The organism is Rhizobium sp. 01T417 (assembly GCF_056398905.1).
In genome coordinates this window covers 112,597-127,924 of the sequence record NZ_JBFTQH010000016.1, presented here as the reverse complement: position 1 = coordinate 127,924, position 15,328 = coordinate 112,597, and the positions used below count along the sequence as shown (strand labels likewise).

12 protein-coding genes are annotated in these 15,328 nt (G+C 60.4%); 8 read left to right on the top strand and 4 right to left on the bottom strand.

Annotated elements, in window-relative coordinates; genetic code table 11:
• The first annotated feature begins 39 nt into the window (after positions 1-39).
• Both AC1DPR_RS17430 and AC1DPR_RS17425 read left to right on the top strand, forming a co-directional pair.
• On the top strand, positions 40-816 hold the full coding sequence (locus AC1DPR_RS17430) for an arginyltransferase (RefSeq protein WP_018116892.1): 777 nt from the start codon (positions 40-42) through the stop codon (positions 814-816).
• Entirely contained in the window at positions 817-1,704 is an 888-nt protein-coding gene (locus AC1DPR_RS17425; protein ID WP_477816809.1) for a DMT family transporter, read from the top strand.
• Here AC1DPR_RS17425 and AC1DPR_RS17420 read toward each other — a convergent pair.
• Both AC1DPR_RS17420 and parC read right to left on the bottom strand, forming a co-directional pair.
• Positions 1,643-2,176 (bottom strand): SRPBCC family protein, encoded by a 534-nt coding sequence (locus AC1DPR_RS17420; protein ID WP_018116890.1) that lies wholly within the window; start codon positions 2,174-2,176, stop codon positions 1,643-1,645. The genes AC1DPR_RS17425 and AC1DPR_RS17420 overlap by 62 nt on opposite strands.
• A gap of 132 nt (positions 2,177-2,308) precedes the next feature.
• Positions 2,309-4,564, bottom strand: coding sequence for a DNA topoisomerase IV subunit A (parC, locus tag AC1DPR_RS17415; RefSeq protein WP_018859189.1), 2,256 nt, complete (start codon positions 4,562-4,564; stop codon positions 2,309-2,311).
• A gap of 236 nt (positions 4,565-4,800) precedes the next feature.
• On the opposite strand from parC, the gene AC1DPR_RS17410 reads away from it, so the two are divergent.
• Positions 4,801-5,988, top strand: coding sequence for a YdgA family protein (locus AC1DPR_RS17410; protein WP_026372049.1), 1,188 nt, complete (start codon positions 4,801-4,803; stop codon positions 5,986-5,988).
• Positions 5,989-6,068: 80 nt separating this feature from the next.
• Here the strand turns inward: AC1DPR_RS17410 and AC1DPR_RS17405 are convergent, their stop codons facing one another.
• Positions 6,069-6,713, bottom strand: a complete 645-nt coding sequence (locus AC1DPR_RS17405) for a TetR/AcrR family transcriptional regulator (RefSeq protein WP_018859187.1) — start codon at positions 6,711-6,713, stop codon at positions 6,069-6,071.
• Positions 6,714-6,779: 66 nt separating this feature from the next.
• Here AC1DPR_RS17405 and AC1DPR_RS17400 point away from each other — a divergent pair, with 66 nt between their 5' ends.
• A complete protein-coding gene (locus AC1DPR_RS17400; protein WP_018859186.1) occupies positions 6,780-7,946 on the top strand; it encodes a serine hydrolase domain-containing protein in 1,167 nt (388 codons plus the stop codon).
• A gap of 59 nt (positions 7,947-8,005) precedes the next feature.
• On the opposite strand, the gene aspS is transcribed toward AC1DPR_RS17400, so the two are convergent.
• Positions 8,006-9,796 (bottom strand): aspartate--tRNA ligase, encoded by a 1,791-nt coding sequence (gene aspS, locus AC1DPR_RS17395; RefSeq protein WP_113470731.1) that lies wholly within the window; start codon positions 9,794-9,796, stop codon positions 8,006-8,008.
• Positions 9,797-10,064: 268 nt separating this feature from the next.
• On the opposite strand from aspS, the gene AC1DPR_RS17390 reads away from it, so the two are divergent.
• The 4 genes from AC1DPR_RS17390 (at position 10,065) to AC1DPR_RS17375 (ending at position 15,302) form a co-directional block, all read left to right on the top strand.
• Positions 10,065-11,456: a multicopper oxidase family protein gene (locus AC1DPR_RS17390; protein WP_018859184.1), complete on the top strand. Its 1,392-nt coding sequence runs from the start codon at positions 10,065-10,067 to the stop codon at positions 11,454-11,456.
• Positions 11,457-11,539: 83 nt separating this feature from the next.
• Complete coding sequence (gene rnd / locus AC1DPR_RS17385; protein ID WP_113470730.1) at positions 11,540-12,685, top strand: ribonuclease D; 1,146 nt, start codon at positions 11,540-11,542, stop codon at positions 12,683-12,685.
• A 145-nt stretch (positions 12,686-12,830) separates the two neighbouring features.
• A complete protein-coding gene (locus AC1DPR_RS17380) occupies positions 12,831-13,898 on the top strand; it encodes an adenylate/guanylate cyclase domain-containing protein (RefSeq protein WP_026372048.1) in 1,068 nt (355 codons plus the stop codon).
• Positions 13,899-13,943: 45 nt separating this feature from the next.
• On the top strand, positions 13,944-15,302 hold the full coding sequence (locus tag AC1DPR_RS17375; RefSeq protein ID WP_113470729.1) for an esterase-like activity of phytase family protein: 1,359 nt from the start codon (positions 13,944-13,946) through the stop codon (positions 15,300-15,302).
• Positions 15,303-15,328: the final 26 nt, after the last annotated feature.

Genomic DNA, 15,328 nt, shown 5'->3' with positions numbered 1-15,328 from the left:
GTCAGATAAGCAGCGAACCAAAGGAAATCTCCGCAACAGATGAATACGCAGACGACGCCATCACCGCAGTTCTACCTGACTGCTCCGGCTGCGTGCCCCTATCTGGCCAACGAGATGGAACGTAAGGTCTTCACGCATCTCGTCGGTCCCCGCGCAGCGGAGATGAACGATATCCTGACACAGGGCGGCTTTCGCCGGTCGCAGAACATCGCCTATCGTCCGGCCTGCGAGGCCTGCCGCGCCTGCATTTCCGTGCGCATCCTCGCACAGGAATTCCTGCCGACGAAGTCGATGAAGCGCGTGCTGGCAACGAACGCCGACATCATCTCCACGGAATTCCCTGCCCAACCTTCCAGCGAACAATATTCGCTGTTCCGACGCTATCTCGATTTTCGCCACCAGCAGGGCGGAATGTCCGACATGACGGTGCTCGACTATGCCATCATGGTCGAAGACACCCATGTGAACACCAAAATCATCGAGTATCGGCTTCGAAAGGAAGGGACGGGCCTGGAAGAGCGCCCGACCGGCGAGCTCTTGGCCGCCGCCCTTACCGATACCATGAGCGATGGCCTGTCCATGGTTTATTCCTACTTCAACCCTGACATGGATCGCCGCTCCCTTGGCACGTTCATGATCCTTGATCACATCAGGCGCACAAAGGCCTTGGGTCTTCCACACGTCTACCTCGGCTACTGGGTTCAAGGGTCGAGGAAAATGGACTACAAGACTCGCTTCCAGCCGCAGGAGCATCTGACTTCGCGCGGCTGGGAACGTTTCGATCCCTCCGTATTGCCCGAAAGCCCGCGCTACTAAATGCTCCTCCCCTCCCTTTCCGATCATCGGAAAGGCCTGCTGCTGACGGCAATCGGCGGCTTGGCTCTTTCCATGGACATTCCACTGGTGCGGCTTGCTCACGGCGACATGTGGTCGATCCTGGGCATGCGCAGCATCACGACGGTCGCCGCCGCGCTGCTGGTGATCTGTCTTATCAGATACGCCAAGGGAGCATGGCCCGTGCTCGTGCCCGGCAGGCACGGCCTTGCGACGGGACTGCTCTACGGCTGCTCGACGCTGACCTTCCTGCTTGCCGTCTTCAACACGGCGACGGCCAATGTGGTTTTTATCGTCGCGTTCAATCCGATGTTCGGCGCTCTCTTGTCATGGATTTTTCTCAAGGAACGTCCTACGGCATCCACGCTCGTCACCATGGCGGTCATGGTGTTCGGTGTTGGCCTGATCGTGCATGATGGATTGGCCGGCGGCCATCTCTTCGGCGATGCCATGGCACTTCTCAGCGCCTTTATCCTCGCATCGGCGATAACCATTGCCCAGGCGTCGCGTCGGGAAATGGGCTTCGTGCCCTTGCTTGCCGCCGCCCTGCCGGCGGCCCTCGGCTTTGCAAAGGCCCTGCCGGTCGGGCTAGCCATAGAGCATCCCGCCTGGATCATCCTCAACGGTACGCTTCTGATGCCGGTCGCCTTTTGGTGCCTAGCTACCGGACCACGCTATCTCTCCGCGCCCGAAGTCGGCATGTTCTATCTGCTCGAAACCATCCTGGCTCCGATCTGGATATGGCTGATCTTCGCGGAAGCCCCACCGACGATGACGCTCGTAGGCGGCACGATCCTGGTCTGCGCGATTATGCTGCACTCGCTTTGGATGGTTCGGCGGAAGCCTGCGCGACAATCTCTGGCACACTGACCACCTGCATCGCATCGAGTTCGCGCTCGAGCCCCTGCATGACGTGGACCCAGCCCTTCCGCGTCTCTTCTTCGAACTGGCCCCATTGGGCGCACATTTCGTGCGAGAGCGTCAACCGCGTGCCTTCGGCGAGCGGTTCGATGTCGATCTGTATTCGATCCGCATTGTGATCATGTTCGGCTGCCGAGAAGCAGAAGACCATCCGCCGCGGTCGGCGCAATTCGAGAAATACGCCGTAATGCACCGCATCGCCTGTCGGACGTCGGTCGATGACGAGAAAATGTCCGCCGACCTTTGGATCGATGTCGGCTCGGATAACGCGTCCTTCGTCGCTTGCGAAAAGGAAGCGTTTGGCGATCTGAGGGTTCAGCCATGCGTCGTAGACGGCGCAGGGCGAGGCATTGAATGTATGCGCAACGTTCAAGGTGATGGTATTGCAAGCACTCATCAACAATCCTCCGTGATCGGACATGGCACTCTCCAGGAGCACCACACTCGATCATTCCGTCCGCCTGCGGAATGACGTCTGTCCATGTTGTGATTACAGGCCAGAAGTAGAGGAGTTGCTCCGCTCGCCAAGAGCGAGGCGCAGAATTATTTTCGCTTAGCCGGCAAACTTGCCGCTGCGCGGGAAGCCTTTCGGAACGGTCCGACCAGCGGTGGCGCGATCGCCAAGCCATTCGGCAAGCTCGTCCTTGTTCTTCGTGAAGGTGCGGCCCGCGCTGTCTTCCCAGACGAGGCCGTCTGATATTGCGAAACAGCGTACGTCGGAAATGCCGCCATCCTTGTAGCGCTGCAGGCGGACGCCCTTGCCGCGACCCATTTCCGGAACCTGCGACAGCGGGAAGACGAGCAGTTTGCGATTGTCGCCGACGACAGCGACATAGTCGCCACTGACGGGAACGATCAGCTTCGTCTCATCAGGCATGGAGACATTCATGATCTGCTTGCCCTTGCGGGTATTGGCGACCATGTCGGTCTCGGCAACAACGAAGCCGTTGCCCGCCGTCGAGACGATCATCTGCTTGCGGGCAGGATCGTGAACGAAGGCGGTCAAGACGTCCTGATCGTTGTCCATATCGATCATGATGCGCAGCGGTTCGCCATGACCTCGACCGCCGGGCAGCTTGTCGCCGCCAAGTGTGTAGGCCTTGCCACCGGTGGTGATGATCAGGATCTTGTCGGTCGTCTGCGCAGGGAAGGCAACCTTCAGCGCGTCGCCTTCCTTGAAGGTCAGGGTCGCGGTGTCGGAGATGTGCCCCTTCAGAGCGCGTATCCAGCCCTTTTCGGAGACGACGACGGTGATCGGCTCCTTCTCGATCATCGCCTGCTGGATAGCCTGCTCGTCGGCTTCCGGCGCGTCGGCGAACTGGGTGCGGCGACGGCCGAGCTCGGTCGCCTTGGCGAACTTCTTCTTCACTTCGCCGATTTCCCAGGCGACGGTCTGCCACTGCTTTTCTTCCGATGCCAGCAGTGCCTCGATCTCGCCCTTCTCCTTGGTGAGTTCGTCGAACTCGGTGCGAATCTCGAACTCCTCGAGCTTGCGCAACGACCGCAGCCGCATGTTGAGGATCGCTTCCACCTGATTGTCGGTCAGGGACCAGCGCGCGATCATCACCGGCTTCGGCTCGTCCTCTTCGCGGATGATGCGAATGACCTCATCGATGTTGAGGTAGGCGATCAGCAAGCCGCCGAGGATTTCCAAGCGGCGGTCAATGGCCGCCAGGCGGAAGCGCGAGCGGCGCTGCAGCACTTCGCGGAGATGGTCGAGCCACTCCTTCAGGACCTCGTTCAACGCCATGACGCGCGGGATGCGGCCCATGGAGAGAACGTTCATGTTCAGCGGGAAGCGGCTTTCCAGTTCCGTCAGCTTGAACATCGATTCCATGAGGATCGTCGGATCGACCGTCCGGTTCTTCGGCACCAGCACGACGCGGACATCTTCGGCGGACTCGTCGCGAATGTCCTCGAGCAAGGGCAGCTTGCGCGCCAAGAGAAGTTCGGCGATCTTTTCGATCAGGCGGGACTTCTGTACCTGGAACGGGATTTCGGTGACGACGATCTGATAACCGCCGCGGCCAAGATCCTCGGTCTCCCACTTGGCGCGTGTACGGAAACCGCCACGGCCAGTCTTATAGGCCTCGATGATGCTTTCACGGCCATCGATGATGATGCCGCCGGTCGGGAAATCCGGACCGGGAATAAACTCGACCAGCTTCTCGACGGTAGCATCGGGATGCTTGATGAGATAGAGGGCCGCGTCGCAGAGTTCGTGGACATTGTGCGACGGAATGGACGTCGCCATGCCGACTGCAATGCCCGACGAGCCATTCGCCAGCAGGTTCGGAAAGGCGCCCGGCAGGACGACCGGTTCTTCGTCTTCCTCGTTGTAGGTCGGGCGGAAATCGACCGCGTCCTGATCGATACCCTCAAGCAAGAGGCCGGCCACATCCGTCATGCGCGCTTCGGTGTATCGATAGGCGGCAGCGCTGTCGCCGTCGATATTGCCGAAATTTCCCTGCCCGTCGACGACAGGGTAACGCTGTGAGAAATCCTGCGCGAGACGCACGAGCGCATCGTAGACAGACTGGTCGCCATGCGGATGGAACTTACCGATGACATCGCCGACGATACGAGCACATTTCTTGAACGCGGAATTGGGCCGAATGCCCATTTCGCTCATGGCGTGAATGATGCGGCGATGCACCGGCTTCAGGCCGTCGCGCACGTCAGGGAGCGCACGATGCATGATCGTCGATAGCGCATAGGCCAAGTAACGCTCTTCAAGCGCCGCCTTCAAATCGACCGGAAGGATACTGTCGTCGTCTCCGCCAGAGGGCGGCAAAATCTCTTGTCCCATATGTCCTGACTAGCCGAGATGGTTGTTTTGAGCAAGGAATCCGGGCATTCCGGCTGTGGATGAAGTCTTGGCGTACGAGAAAAGAATGCCCCGAGACGCTTTGCCTGAATTTCGTCGTTGTTTCGTTTTCCCTTCAACACAAATTTAGAAATCCGCAAATATAAACCACGACCGAACCACAATAGACCGACGGCGAATTCTCGCTCGCCGCACAACGCCGCCACCAGAGGACCCAAATGACTTTTTACCGGACGACACGGCTGATGCTTTCGAGCGTCGCCTTTCTTTCTCTCGCCGGCTCGGCTTTCGCGCTCGACGGCCAGGATCTGCTGAAGAAGATCAACGCAGCCTATAGCCAGCAGGGCGGTACGATCGTTGCCGACGGCGTCGATGTCAACGGAACCACCGTGACGCTGAAGAAGGCAAGCTTCAAACCAAACAGCGGCGAAGCGGTGTCCATCGGCGACATCACCATGACCGGCGTAGAAGCAGACGAGGATGGCAGCTACTATGTCGAGGAAGCATCCTTCCCGAACGTCAGCGCCACGAGTGAAGGCTCCACCTTCACGGCATCCGACCTGACCCTGAGCGGCATTTCGATCCCCGCGGATCCGAAGGGCGAAGGCCTCGACGCAATGCTCCTCTACGAAAATGCCCACAGCGGCCCCGTGAAGGTTGTCCAGAATGGAGAGGAATTGTTCTCTCTCGCCGAAAGCGACCTCAATCTGACGCTTCGCGAAGATGAGTCCGGCTTCGATTTCGATGGTGCCTTCAAGGGCTTGAAGGCCGATCTCAGCAAGGCAAGCGACGCACAGAGCAAGGAAGCAATCGAGAAGCTTGCCCTCCAGCATATCCAGGGCGACATCACAATGAAGGGCGCCTGGGACCTGACGCCCGGCACGATCGACGTTTCCGAGTTCGCCTTCGACTTCAACAACGTCGGCAAGCTGAACCTGGCCTTCAAGATCTCCGGCTATACGATGCCCTTCGTGAAGTCTCTGCAGGAAGCCGCCAAGCAGGCCGAAGCGAACCAGAACAAGGAAGAGGCGCAGCAGGCCCTCGGTCTCTCGATGCTCGGGCTAATGCAGCAGCTGTCGTTCGAGAGCGCCCAGATCCGCTTCGACGACGCTTCCATCACCAAGCGTGCGCTCGACTACGCCGGTGGCCAGCAGAACATTTCCGGCCAGCAGATGGCGGACTCGCTGAAGGCAATGACGCCGATCATGCTGGCACAGCTCAACATTCCGGAGTTGCAGAACGCCATATCGGCAGCCGTCAACACCTTCCTCGACAACCCGAAGAGCCTGACGCTTGCCGCCGCACCGGCGAAGCCCGTTCCGTTCCCGATGATCATGGGCGCTGCCATGGGCGCACCGAACACGCTGCCGCAGGTGCTTGGGGTCAAGGTTTCGGCGAACGACTGATGCGCCGAGCTCGAGTTTTTGAAACCCGGCGTGCAGTTGCCCGCCGGGTTTCTTTGTTTTTGCAAGGTGGTCGCTGCCGGTTAGGCGGCGTAGCGGCGTAGCTCGTTCATAGCGTGCCCGACCATCTCCAGCAGTTCTGCAGTCGTGGCACCGTCACGCGCCTGTACCGACATGCCCTGGACGATCGCACCGAGGAAGCGCGCAAGCGATCCGGCGTTCGCATCCTGCCTGATATCCCCTTCCTTCATGCCGCGCTCGATGCGAGCGGTGAACAGGCCAAGCGTCTGCAATCGCAACGACGAGACGTGGTGCGCAATGTCCCCGCTCTCGGAAGCACAATTCAGAACTGCAGTGGAGATCATGCACCCCTTGGGATGTTCCGGGGCGGTGAATAGGGCGGCCGATGTCTCGAGGAAGCGCCTGAACGTCGACACCGTATCGATCTTTTCTTCAAACGGATTGCCGGGATTCGGCCGCGGCATGCGCCGGTACTGATTCAACGCCTCGCGATAGAGTTCCGCCTTCGAGCGGAACGCCGCATAGAGGCTTTGCGGGGTGATCCCCATCGAGGCGGTCAGATCGGCAATCGAGCTGCCGTCATAGCCGTGCTCCCAGAAGACGTCGCGCGCGGCCGAAAGAACCGTTTCGCGATCGAAGGCGGGCGGGCGGCCGCGCTTTCTTTGTCCGCTATCTTGTGTGCCGTCATTATTTTTCACAATGGTCACTCTAGAAATATTTCTCGATCCGGTTTATTCAGGAACGGTCATTGTGATTATAGGAGGTTCGATCCGATGAGTCTTCCCCTTGAACCCCAGGATGCACAGCAGACAGTCGGCTTCGCGAACGCGCTCGATGCGGTGATCGACCGCACCATCGCCGCAAAGCGCCTCGTCGGTGCGGTGGTCCTGATCGCCCAAGACGGTGATATCGTCTATAGCCGCACCGCCGGCCTGGCCGACCGCGAAAGGGGACAGGCCATGGCCGAGGACACGATCTTCCGGCTCGCCTCGATCACCAAGCCGATCGTCACGATCGCCGCCATGCGGCTTGTCGAGGAAGGCCGCATCGGCCTCGACGACCCAGTGACGAAATGGCTGCCGGATTTCCGCCCGCGTCTTGCCGACGGCACGGAATCGGTCATTGTCATCCAGCATCTGCTCACCCATACATCCGGCCTCAGCTATCGCTTCACCGAGGAAGACGGCCCCTATGCCCGGGCCGGCATTTCCGACGGCCTCGATCAGCCCGGCCTGCCGATTGCCGAAAACCTGAAGCGGCTTGCGAGCGCCCCTCTTCTCTTCGCGCCCGGTTCGAACTGGCAATATTCGCTCGCCATCGATGTCATCGGCGGCGTCATCGAGAAAGAGACCGGCAGTTCGCTCGGCGAGGCGGTGGCAAGACTGGTGACCGAGCCACTCGGCCTGGCTGACACCGCCTTTGCGGTGCGCGACCGGGATCGGCTGGCCGCCGCCTATATGAGTGCCTCGCCACAGCCGGAGCGGATGGGCAAGGAAGCGTCCGTGCGGGCGCTGACCGGTTTCGTGCGTTTCGCGCCGGACCGCATCTTCGATCCGAACTCCTATCATTCCGGCGGCGCCGGCATGGCGGGAACGGCAGGCGAGGTGTTGGCGGTTCTGGAGACGATCCGCAAGGGTGGCGCGCCGCTTCTCTCGTCCGAGACGGTCAAGACCATGATGGCGGATCAGGCGAACGGCGTGCGCCAGCCTCTCGATCCGGGCGTCGGCTTCGGCTTCGGCTGGGCGGTGGTGACCGATCCGGTCGCCGCACAGGTGCCGTGGTCGAAGGGGACGATCCGCTGGGGCGGCGCCTACGGCCACAGCTGGTTTGTCGATCCCACAAAGAACCTGAGTGTCGTGGCGCTGACGAATACGGCACTGGAGGGGATGTGGGGGCAGTTTACGGTGGATCTGCGCGACGCGATCTACACAGCGCTCTGAAGCCAGAAACAAAAGAAGCCCGACGCGCGCCGGGCTTCTTTTCAATCATGTACTCTGCCTCAGTCCTTCTTGACCGGCGGGATCGGGCGGATCGCAAGTTCGCGCAGCTGCGTCGGCGTTGCCGGGGTCGGCGCGCCCATCAGAAGGTCCTGCGCCTGCTGGTTCATCGGGAACAGCGAGATCTCGCGCAGGTTCTTGGCGCCGACGAGCAGCATGACGATGCGATCGATGCCGAAAGCGGCACCACCGTGCGGAGGCGCACCGTACTGGAAGGCGCGGTAGAGGCCGCCGAAACGATCTTCCACGTCCTGCTGGCTGAGGCCGATCTTTTCGAAGGCGGCGACCATAGTTTCCGGCGACTGGTTACGGATCGAGCCCGAAGCGATTTCGAAGCCGTTGCAGACCGCGTCGTACTGATAGGCCTTGATGCCAAGCGGATCCTGGTTCATCAGAGCGTCGAGGCCGCCCTGCGGCATCGAGAACGGGTTGTGGGCGAAGTCGATCTTCTTTTCTTCCTCGTTGTATTCGAAGAACGGGAAGTCGACGATCCAGCACAGCTCGAAGCGGTCGCGGTCGATGAGGTTCAGCTCGTCGGCGGCGCGGGTACGGGCTTCGCCTGCAAACTTGTAGAACTTGGACGGCTCGCCGGCGACGAAGAAGCAGGCGTCGCCGGCATCAAGGCCAAGCTGCGTGCGGATCGCTTCGGTGCGTTCCTCGCCGATGTTCTTGGCGAGCGGGCCGGAGCCGCCGATCTTACCGTCTTCTTCCTTCCAGAAGATGTAGCCAAGGCCGGGCTGGCCCTGGCTCTGCGCCCAGGCGTTCATGCGGTCGCAGAATGCGCGCGAGCCGCCGGTCTTTGCCGGGATCGCCCAGATCTCGACCTTCGGGTTCGAGGCGATCATGCCCGCGAAGACCTTGAAGCCAGAGCCGGCGAAGTGATCGGTGACGGCTTCCATGACGATCGGGTTGCGCAGATCGGGCTTGTCGGAACCGTACTTGCGGATCGCTTCGTCGTAAGGAATACGCGGCCATTCCTTGGTGACTGGCTTGCCTTCGGCAAATTCCTCGAAGATCGAGGTCATCATCGGACCCATGGTGTTCCAGATGTCTTCCTGCTCGACGAAGCTCATTTCGAGGTCGAGCTGGTAGAACTCGCCCGGCAGGCGGTCGGCGCGCGGGTCTTCGTCACGGAAGCACGGCGCGATCTGGAAGTAGCGGTCGAAGCCGGCAACCATCAGCAGCTGCTTGTACTGCTGCGGCGCCTGCGGCAGGGCATAGAAGGTGCCGGGATGAATGCGTGATGGCACCAAGAAGTCGCGCGCACCTTCCGGCGAGGAGGCCGTCAGGATCGGCGTCGTGTATTCGGTGAAGCCGATATTGCCCATCTCGCGACGCATGGCAGAGATCACCTGCGTGCGCTTGACGATGTTCTTGTGCAGCGTTTCGCGGCGCAGGTCGAGGAAACGGTACTTCAGGCGCACGTCTTCGGGATAATCAGGCTCGCCGAAAACGGGCAGCGGCAGTTCCTTGGCGGCGGAGAGAACTTCGATCTCCTGCGCATAGAGTTCGATCTCACCGGTTGCCATGTTCTTGTTGACGGTGTCTTCGGTGCGCGCCTTCACGAGACCGTCGATGCGGATGACCCACTCGCCACGAACCAGTTCAGCCTGCCTGAAGGCCGGAGAGTCCGGATCGGCGACGACCTGTGTAATGCCGTAGTGGTCGCGAAGATCGATGAAGAGAACGCCGCCATGGTCGCGAACACGATGGACCCAGCCGGAAATCCGGACGTTCGCGCCGACATCCGACTTGCGGAGGGCTGCACATGTGTGGCTGCGATAGCGATGCATAATCTCAATTCCCGGTATTTGGCTTAAGACGGCAGCAAGGGGCTCTGATGGCTCTCCCGTACCGACAAGAAAATCGGGCGGAAAAGCGCATGGACGGTCTGATTTGTCAAGGGTTGGCGCACCGAGCCTGCGCTTTGCGAGCGGTTATAGCGTGCTGCAACCCCGTGCTGGTGAACAGCCGTGCGGCAGTTTAGCAGCCTCGCACCATATTGCTGAAACTCTCGGTCAACTTTAAAGAGGAGCGATATCGTTCGTGTGGAGCCTCGAAATGCCTCTTCTCACTCGCCGCAATCTGCTGAAAACGTCTGCAGTCGCAGGTGCCTACGGCGTAGGGATCGGGATCGCGGACAAGTTCGGGCTGGCGGAGGCTGCACCCGCGCCGCAGGTGCTGAAGGCCGTGAAGACGACCGCTGGTATCACCGACGCAGGCATCACGAAGGACATCATGACCTGGGGCGATGGCGGCATGCCGCCCATCTTGCGAATGACGAAGGGGAAGCCTTTTGCTGCCAGGCTCACGAATACGCTCGACGAGCCGACGACGATCCACTGGCACGGTCTGAGAATCGCCAACAAGATGGACGGGGTGCCCTTCCTGACACAGCCCTACGTCTATACCGGCGACAGCTTCGACTACGCCTTCACCCCGCCGGATGCCGGCACCTTCTGGTACCACCCGCATTGCAACACGCTGACGCAAATGGGTCACGGCATGACAGGCCTTCTCGTGGTGGAGGATCCTGATGACCCCAAATTCGACGAAGAGGTCTTGCTCAACTTGCGCGACTGGCGCCTCGGCGGCGATGGCCAGTTCATTGCGGCTTTCCGCCCGCGCGACGCGGCAAAGAGCGGCACCTACGGCACTGTCAGGACAGCCAATTGGCGTCAGGAGCCCCAGTATGATGCGCCCGCCGGCGGCCTCGTTCGGCTGCGGATCGCCGCGACCGACGTCACCCGCATCTTTTCGTTGAGGATGCAAGGGGCCGAGGCGACGATCATCGCGATCGACGGCAATCCGGTGCCAAAACGTTTCTCGCTCGATCTGCTGCTGATCGGCCCCGGCCAGCGTCTCGATCTCGTCGTGCGGATGCCGGATAGCGAAGGCGCCATTGCCGCGCTTGAAGACATCCGCGGTACAACACCGAAGACGATCGCCAAGCTTCGAGCCGTCGGAACATCGCTGAAGCGCAATGTCGGCGATCTCGCCGCGCTCGGCGAGAACCCTGTGGCCAAAGCCGACCTGTCTTCCGCAGAGAAGATCCCGCTCGTCCTCAGCGCCACGGCAGAAAGCGGAGCGGCCGACAGCATCTGTGGCACGCTGGGCTACAACTTCTGGGCCATCAACAAAGTGCCGTGGCCAGGTGACGGGCCAGACCCGACTGCGCCCCTGGCAGAACTGAAACTTGGCAAAAGCTACATCCTGCAGCTCGAAAACGTGACGCCGCACACGCACCCCATCCACCTGCACGGCATGAGTTTTACGGTTCTGTCGTCATCGACGCGGGATGTCACGCCCCTTGTCAGCGACACTTATCTCGTCCAGCCTGACGAAAAGGTGCAGCTCGCCTTCGTGGCCGACAATCTCGGCGACTGGGTGCTGCATTGCCACATCATCGAACATCAAAAGACCGGTATGACCAGTTATGTTAGAGTTGTTTGATAGGTCTTTGCGGGTTCTAGTTGACATATCCGGCCGAAAGGAGAAGGAAGGTTCAACTATGTCTATCCTGCGAATGAATTGAGATGATCGAAACTACCGCCGATTTGGAGGCGGCCTGCAAAGAGCTGGCCAAGTCAGAATTCATTACCATCGACACCGAGTTTCTCCGAGAGACGACGTTCTGGCCGGAACTCTGCCTGATCCAGATGGCAAGCCCGACGACCGAGGTGCTGGTCGACCCGCTCGCCAAGGGTCTCGACCTCCGACCGTTCTTCGAGTTGATGGCCAATCCGGCCGTCCTAAAGGTCTTCCATGCCGCGCGCCAGGATATCGAAATCATCTACAACCGCGGCGGACTGATCCCGCATCCGATCTTCGATACGCAGGTTGCCGCGATGGTATGTGGCTTCGGCGACTCGGTCTCCTATGATCAGCTGGTCAGCCGCACCAAGGGCGTTCAGATCGACAAGTCTTCGCGCTTCACCGACTGGAGCCGCCGGCCGCTTTCTGAAAAGCAGCTGGACTATGCGCTTGCCGACGTGACGCATCTGCGCGACGTCTACCGCTATCTCAAAGCCGAGCTGGAACGCGAAGGCCGCTCCTCCTGGCTGCGGGAGGAGATGGATATCCTTGAGGCCCGCGAGACCTATGACATGCATCCTGATGATGCGTGGCAGCGCCTGAAAATGCGCCTGCGCAAGCCGCAGGAGCTTGCCATCCTGAAATATGTCGCCGCCTGGCGCGAGCGCGAGGCCCGCTCCCGCAACGTGCCGCGCTCACGCGTATTGAAGGATGACGCGATTTACGAGATCGCCCAGCAGCAGCCGAAGGACGCCGAAGGGCTCGGTCGCTTGCGAACGATCCCCAAGGGTTGGGAGCGATCGGCTGCCGGCGTAGCTGTCATCGACGCCGTCAATGCGGCCCTTGCCTTGCCAAAGGCCGACATGCCGCACGCCCCGCGGCAGACGCAGCAGCCGGAAGGTGCTGCCGCTGCCGCCGAACTTCTGAAGGTCCTTTTGAAGCTGATCTCGGAAAAACATGGCGTCGCGCCGAAGGTCATTGCCAACAGCGAGGATCTCGACAGGATCGCAGCGGAAGGCGAAATGGCAGAAGTCGCCGCGCTGCACGGCTGGCGCCGGGAGCTTTTCGGCGAGCCGGCGCTGCAGCTTATCCAGGGCCAGGTCGCTCTTCGCTTCGTCGGCAAGAAGGTGGAGACGGTGGCACTCTAAGCGCCATCAAGCGGACTTTTTTCGCGCATAGTCATCGCCAGATCGATTTGATCCAAGAACGCCGGCTTGGCGCGCCTTTCGGAAGCGCAGTAGTGTTCCTATGTGGCTTGAGCACCGCCGGCGAAGCGACCGCGAAAAGGACGACATGAGGGAAATATCTCCAGTTCAGAACTGGTTGTTGATCGCGCTTGTTATCGCTGCGAGCGGCGTTCTCTACGACATGCGCTTCTATGGCGGCCATCCCTTCGTGGGCGCAACCTTTGCGCTGTTCATCGGCATGCCGATCATGGCCTTTGAGCGCAAGGTGATCCTGCGTGGTCTTTACCGGCGCATGCAGGCGTTGCCGACGGTGACGTTCTTCCTCGCCAAGATCTTCGCCTACGAAATCCTGATGAGCATCGGGTTCGCGATCGCCGGCCTCTCCATGTGGTGGCTCGGCGTCTTTAGTCCGGCATCTTGGGTCAATGCCGTTGTCCTGCCTTTCGATGCCTTCCTCTATGCACTTGCGGTGTGTGCGCTTATCATCTTCGTGCTGCGCATCCGCGAATTGCTGGGCCGAGACATCTTCACGAGCATGCTTTTCAGCCGCTACAGGAAGCCAATCAGTGAGGAGCGGGTTTTCCTGTTCATCGACCTGGTGGATTCGACGTCCTTCGCCGAGAAGCATGGCGATCTCCGCGCGCAACAGATGCTGAGCTCGCTGTTTGCCACCTTTGCGGAGCCGGTGAGAAAGTACAGGGGCACCATCGACGACTACGTGGGCGACGCCGCCATCATCAGCTGGCCATTGGAGCGCGGGATCAAGTTCGCGCGATGCGTGAACTGCATCTTCGACATCATCGGATCGATAGAGGCGGATGCCGAGAACTGGCTGAAGACATACGGCCAAGTCCCTCGCCTGCGCGCCGCTCTCCACGGCGGTACGGTGATCACGGCCGAAATCGGGGTCGACCACCATAAGATCACCTATTTCGGCGACACCGTAAACACCGCCTCCCGACTTGAGTCGCTCTCCAAGACGCTGAACCGATCAGTCCTGATCTCGAGCGACCTTGCCCAGCGGATCAAGATGCCGGAGACCGTCTCGGTCGAGGACCTTGGAAGCCACGCCGTCAAGGGCCGGGGCCAGAGCCTCGGTGTCATCGCGCTCGCCAAAGCGGACAACCACAAGACGTCACCAAAGCTTCATGCAAGCGTCAACGCACCGACATGAAAGCCTTGCTATTCGAGACCCGCATTCCAATCCCTGGGGGTTTCGATGAAAAATACTCTTCTTGCTTCTGTTTCATTTCTTTTTTTGATCGCCGGTTCAGCCGCCGCTGACCAGCAGGAATTTCCGGCAAAGCTTGCAAGCCAGGCCATTCTGCCCGCCAACACGCTCGTGGCGGCTCCCGCCGATGCGCCAGAGTTCCTCAAGCATTCCGGCAAATTCACCACTGCTGACCGCAAGCGCACCGAAGCGCTCAACAGCGTTCCCGGCAAGGACGGCGCACGCGTCACCGATCTGAAACTGCCCTTCGATGGGCAGCCGATCCAGGGCTTCTCCGGCATCAAGAGCATGCCGGACGGCACGTTCTGGACGCTCTCGGATAACGGCTTCGGCGCCAAGGCCAACTCCAGCGACGCGATGCTCTCCCTGCATCAGGTCAAGTTCGACTGGCAGGCCGGCAAGGTCGATGTCGTCAAGAACCTCTTCCTCTCCGATCCGGACAAGAAGGCCCCCTTCCCGATCGTGCTCGAAGGCGCCGAAAACCGCTATCTTACGGGTGCGGACTTCGACATCGAATCCGTGCAGCCCGTCGCAGACGGCTTCTGGATCGGCGAAGAATTCGGACCGTACCTTCTCAAGTTCGACACCGAAGGCCGCCTGACCGACGTTACTGCGACCACGGTCGATGGTAAGCCGGTCATGTCGCCCGACAATCCGGTGCTTTCCATCCAGGCAAACCCGACCGCGAAGACGCCGATCTTCAACCTGAAGCGCTCGGGCGGCTTTGAAGGTCTTGCTATGTCCAAGGACGGCAGCAAGCTCTATGGCCTGCTGGAAGGCGCGCTTTATCAGGACGACGGCAAGATGGAATCGGTTGACGGCCACACCGCCATCCGCGTCATCGAATTTGACACTGCTTCCAAAAGCTGGACCGGTCGTACGTGGTTCTACCCCTTCGAAGACAAGGGCGTTTCGATCGGCGACTTCAACATGCTCGATGGCTCGACCGCACTCGTGATCGAGCGCGACAACGGCGCCGGCACCAAGGACAAAGCCTGCGCCGATTCCAAGCAGCCGAAGCCGGATTGCTTTGAAGCCCCAGCCGAACTCAAGCGCATCTACAAGATCGAATTCAACGACGCCAACGTCGGCAAGGCTGTTCGCAAGATCGGCTACATCGACCTCCTGAACATCAAGGACCCCGACAACAAGAAGAAAGCTGGCAGCAAGGATGGCGTCTACGACATGCCGTTCGTGACGATTGAGAACGTCGATCGCGTCGATGCCACGCACATCATCGTCGGCAACGACAACAACCTGCCCTTCTCGGCCGGCCGCGCCGTCGATAAGGCCGACAACAACGAGTTCAGCCTGCTTGAAGTCGGCGAACTTCTGAACGCGAAGTAAGTCTCGGGCTTCGCCAAGAAGCCCCG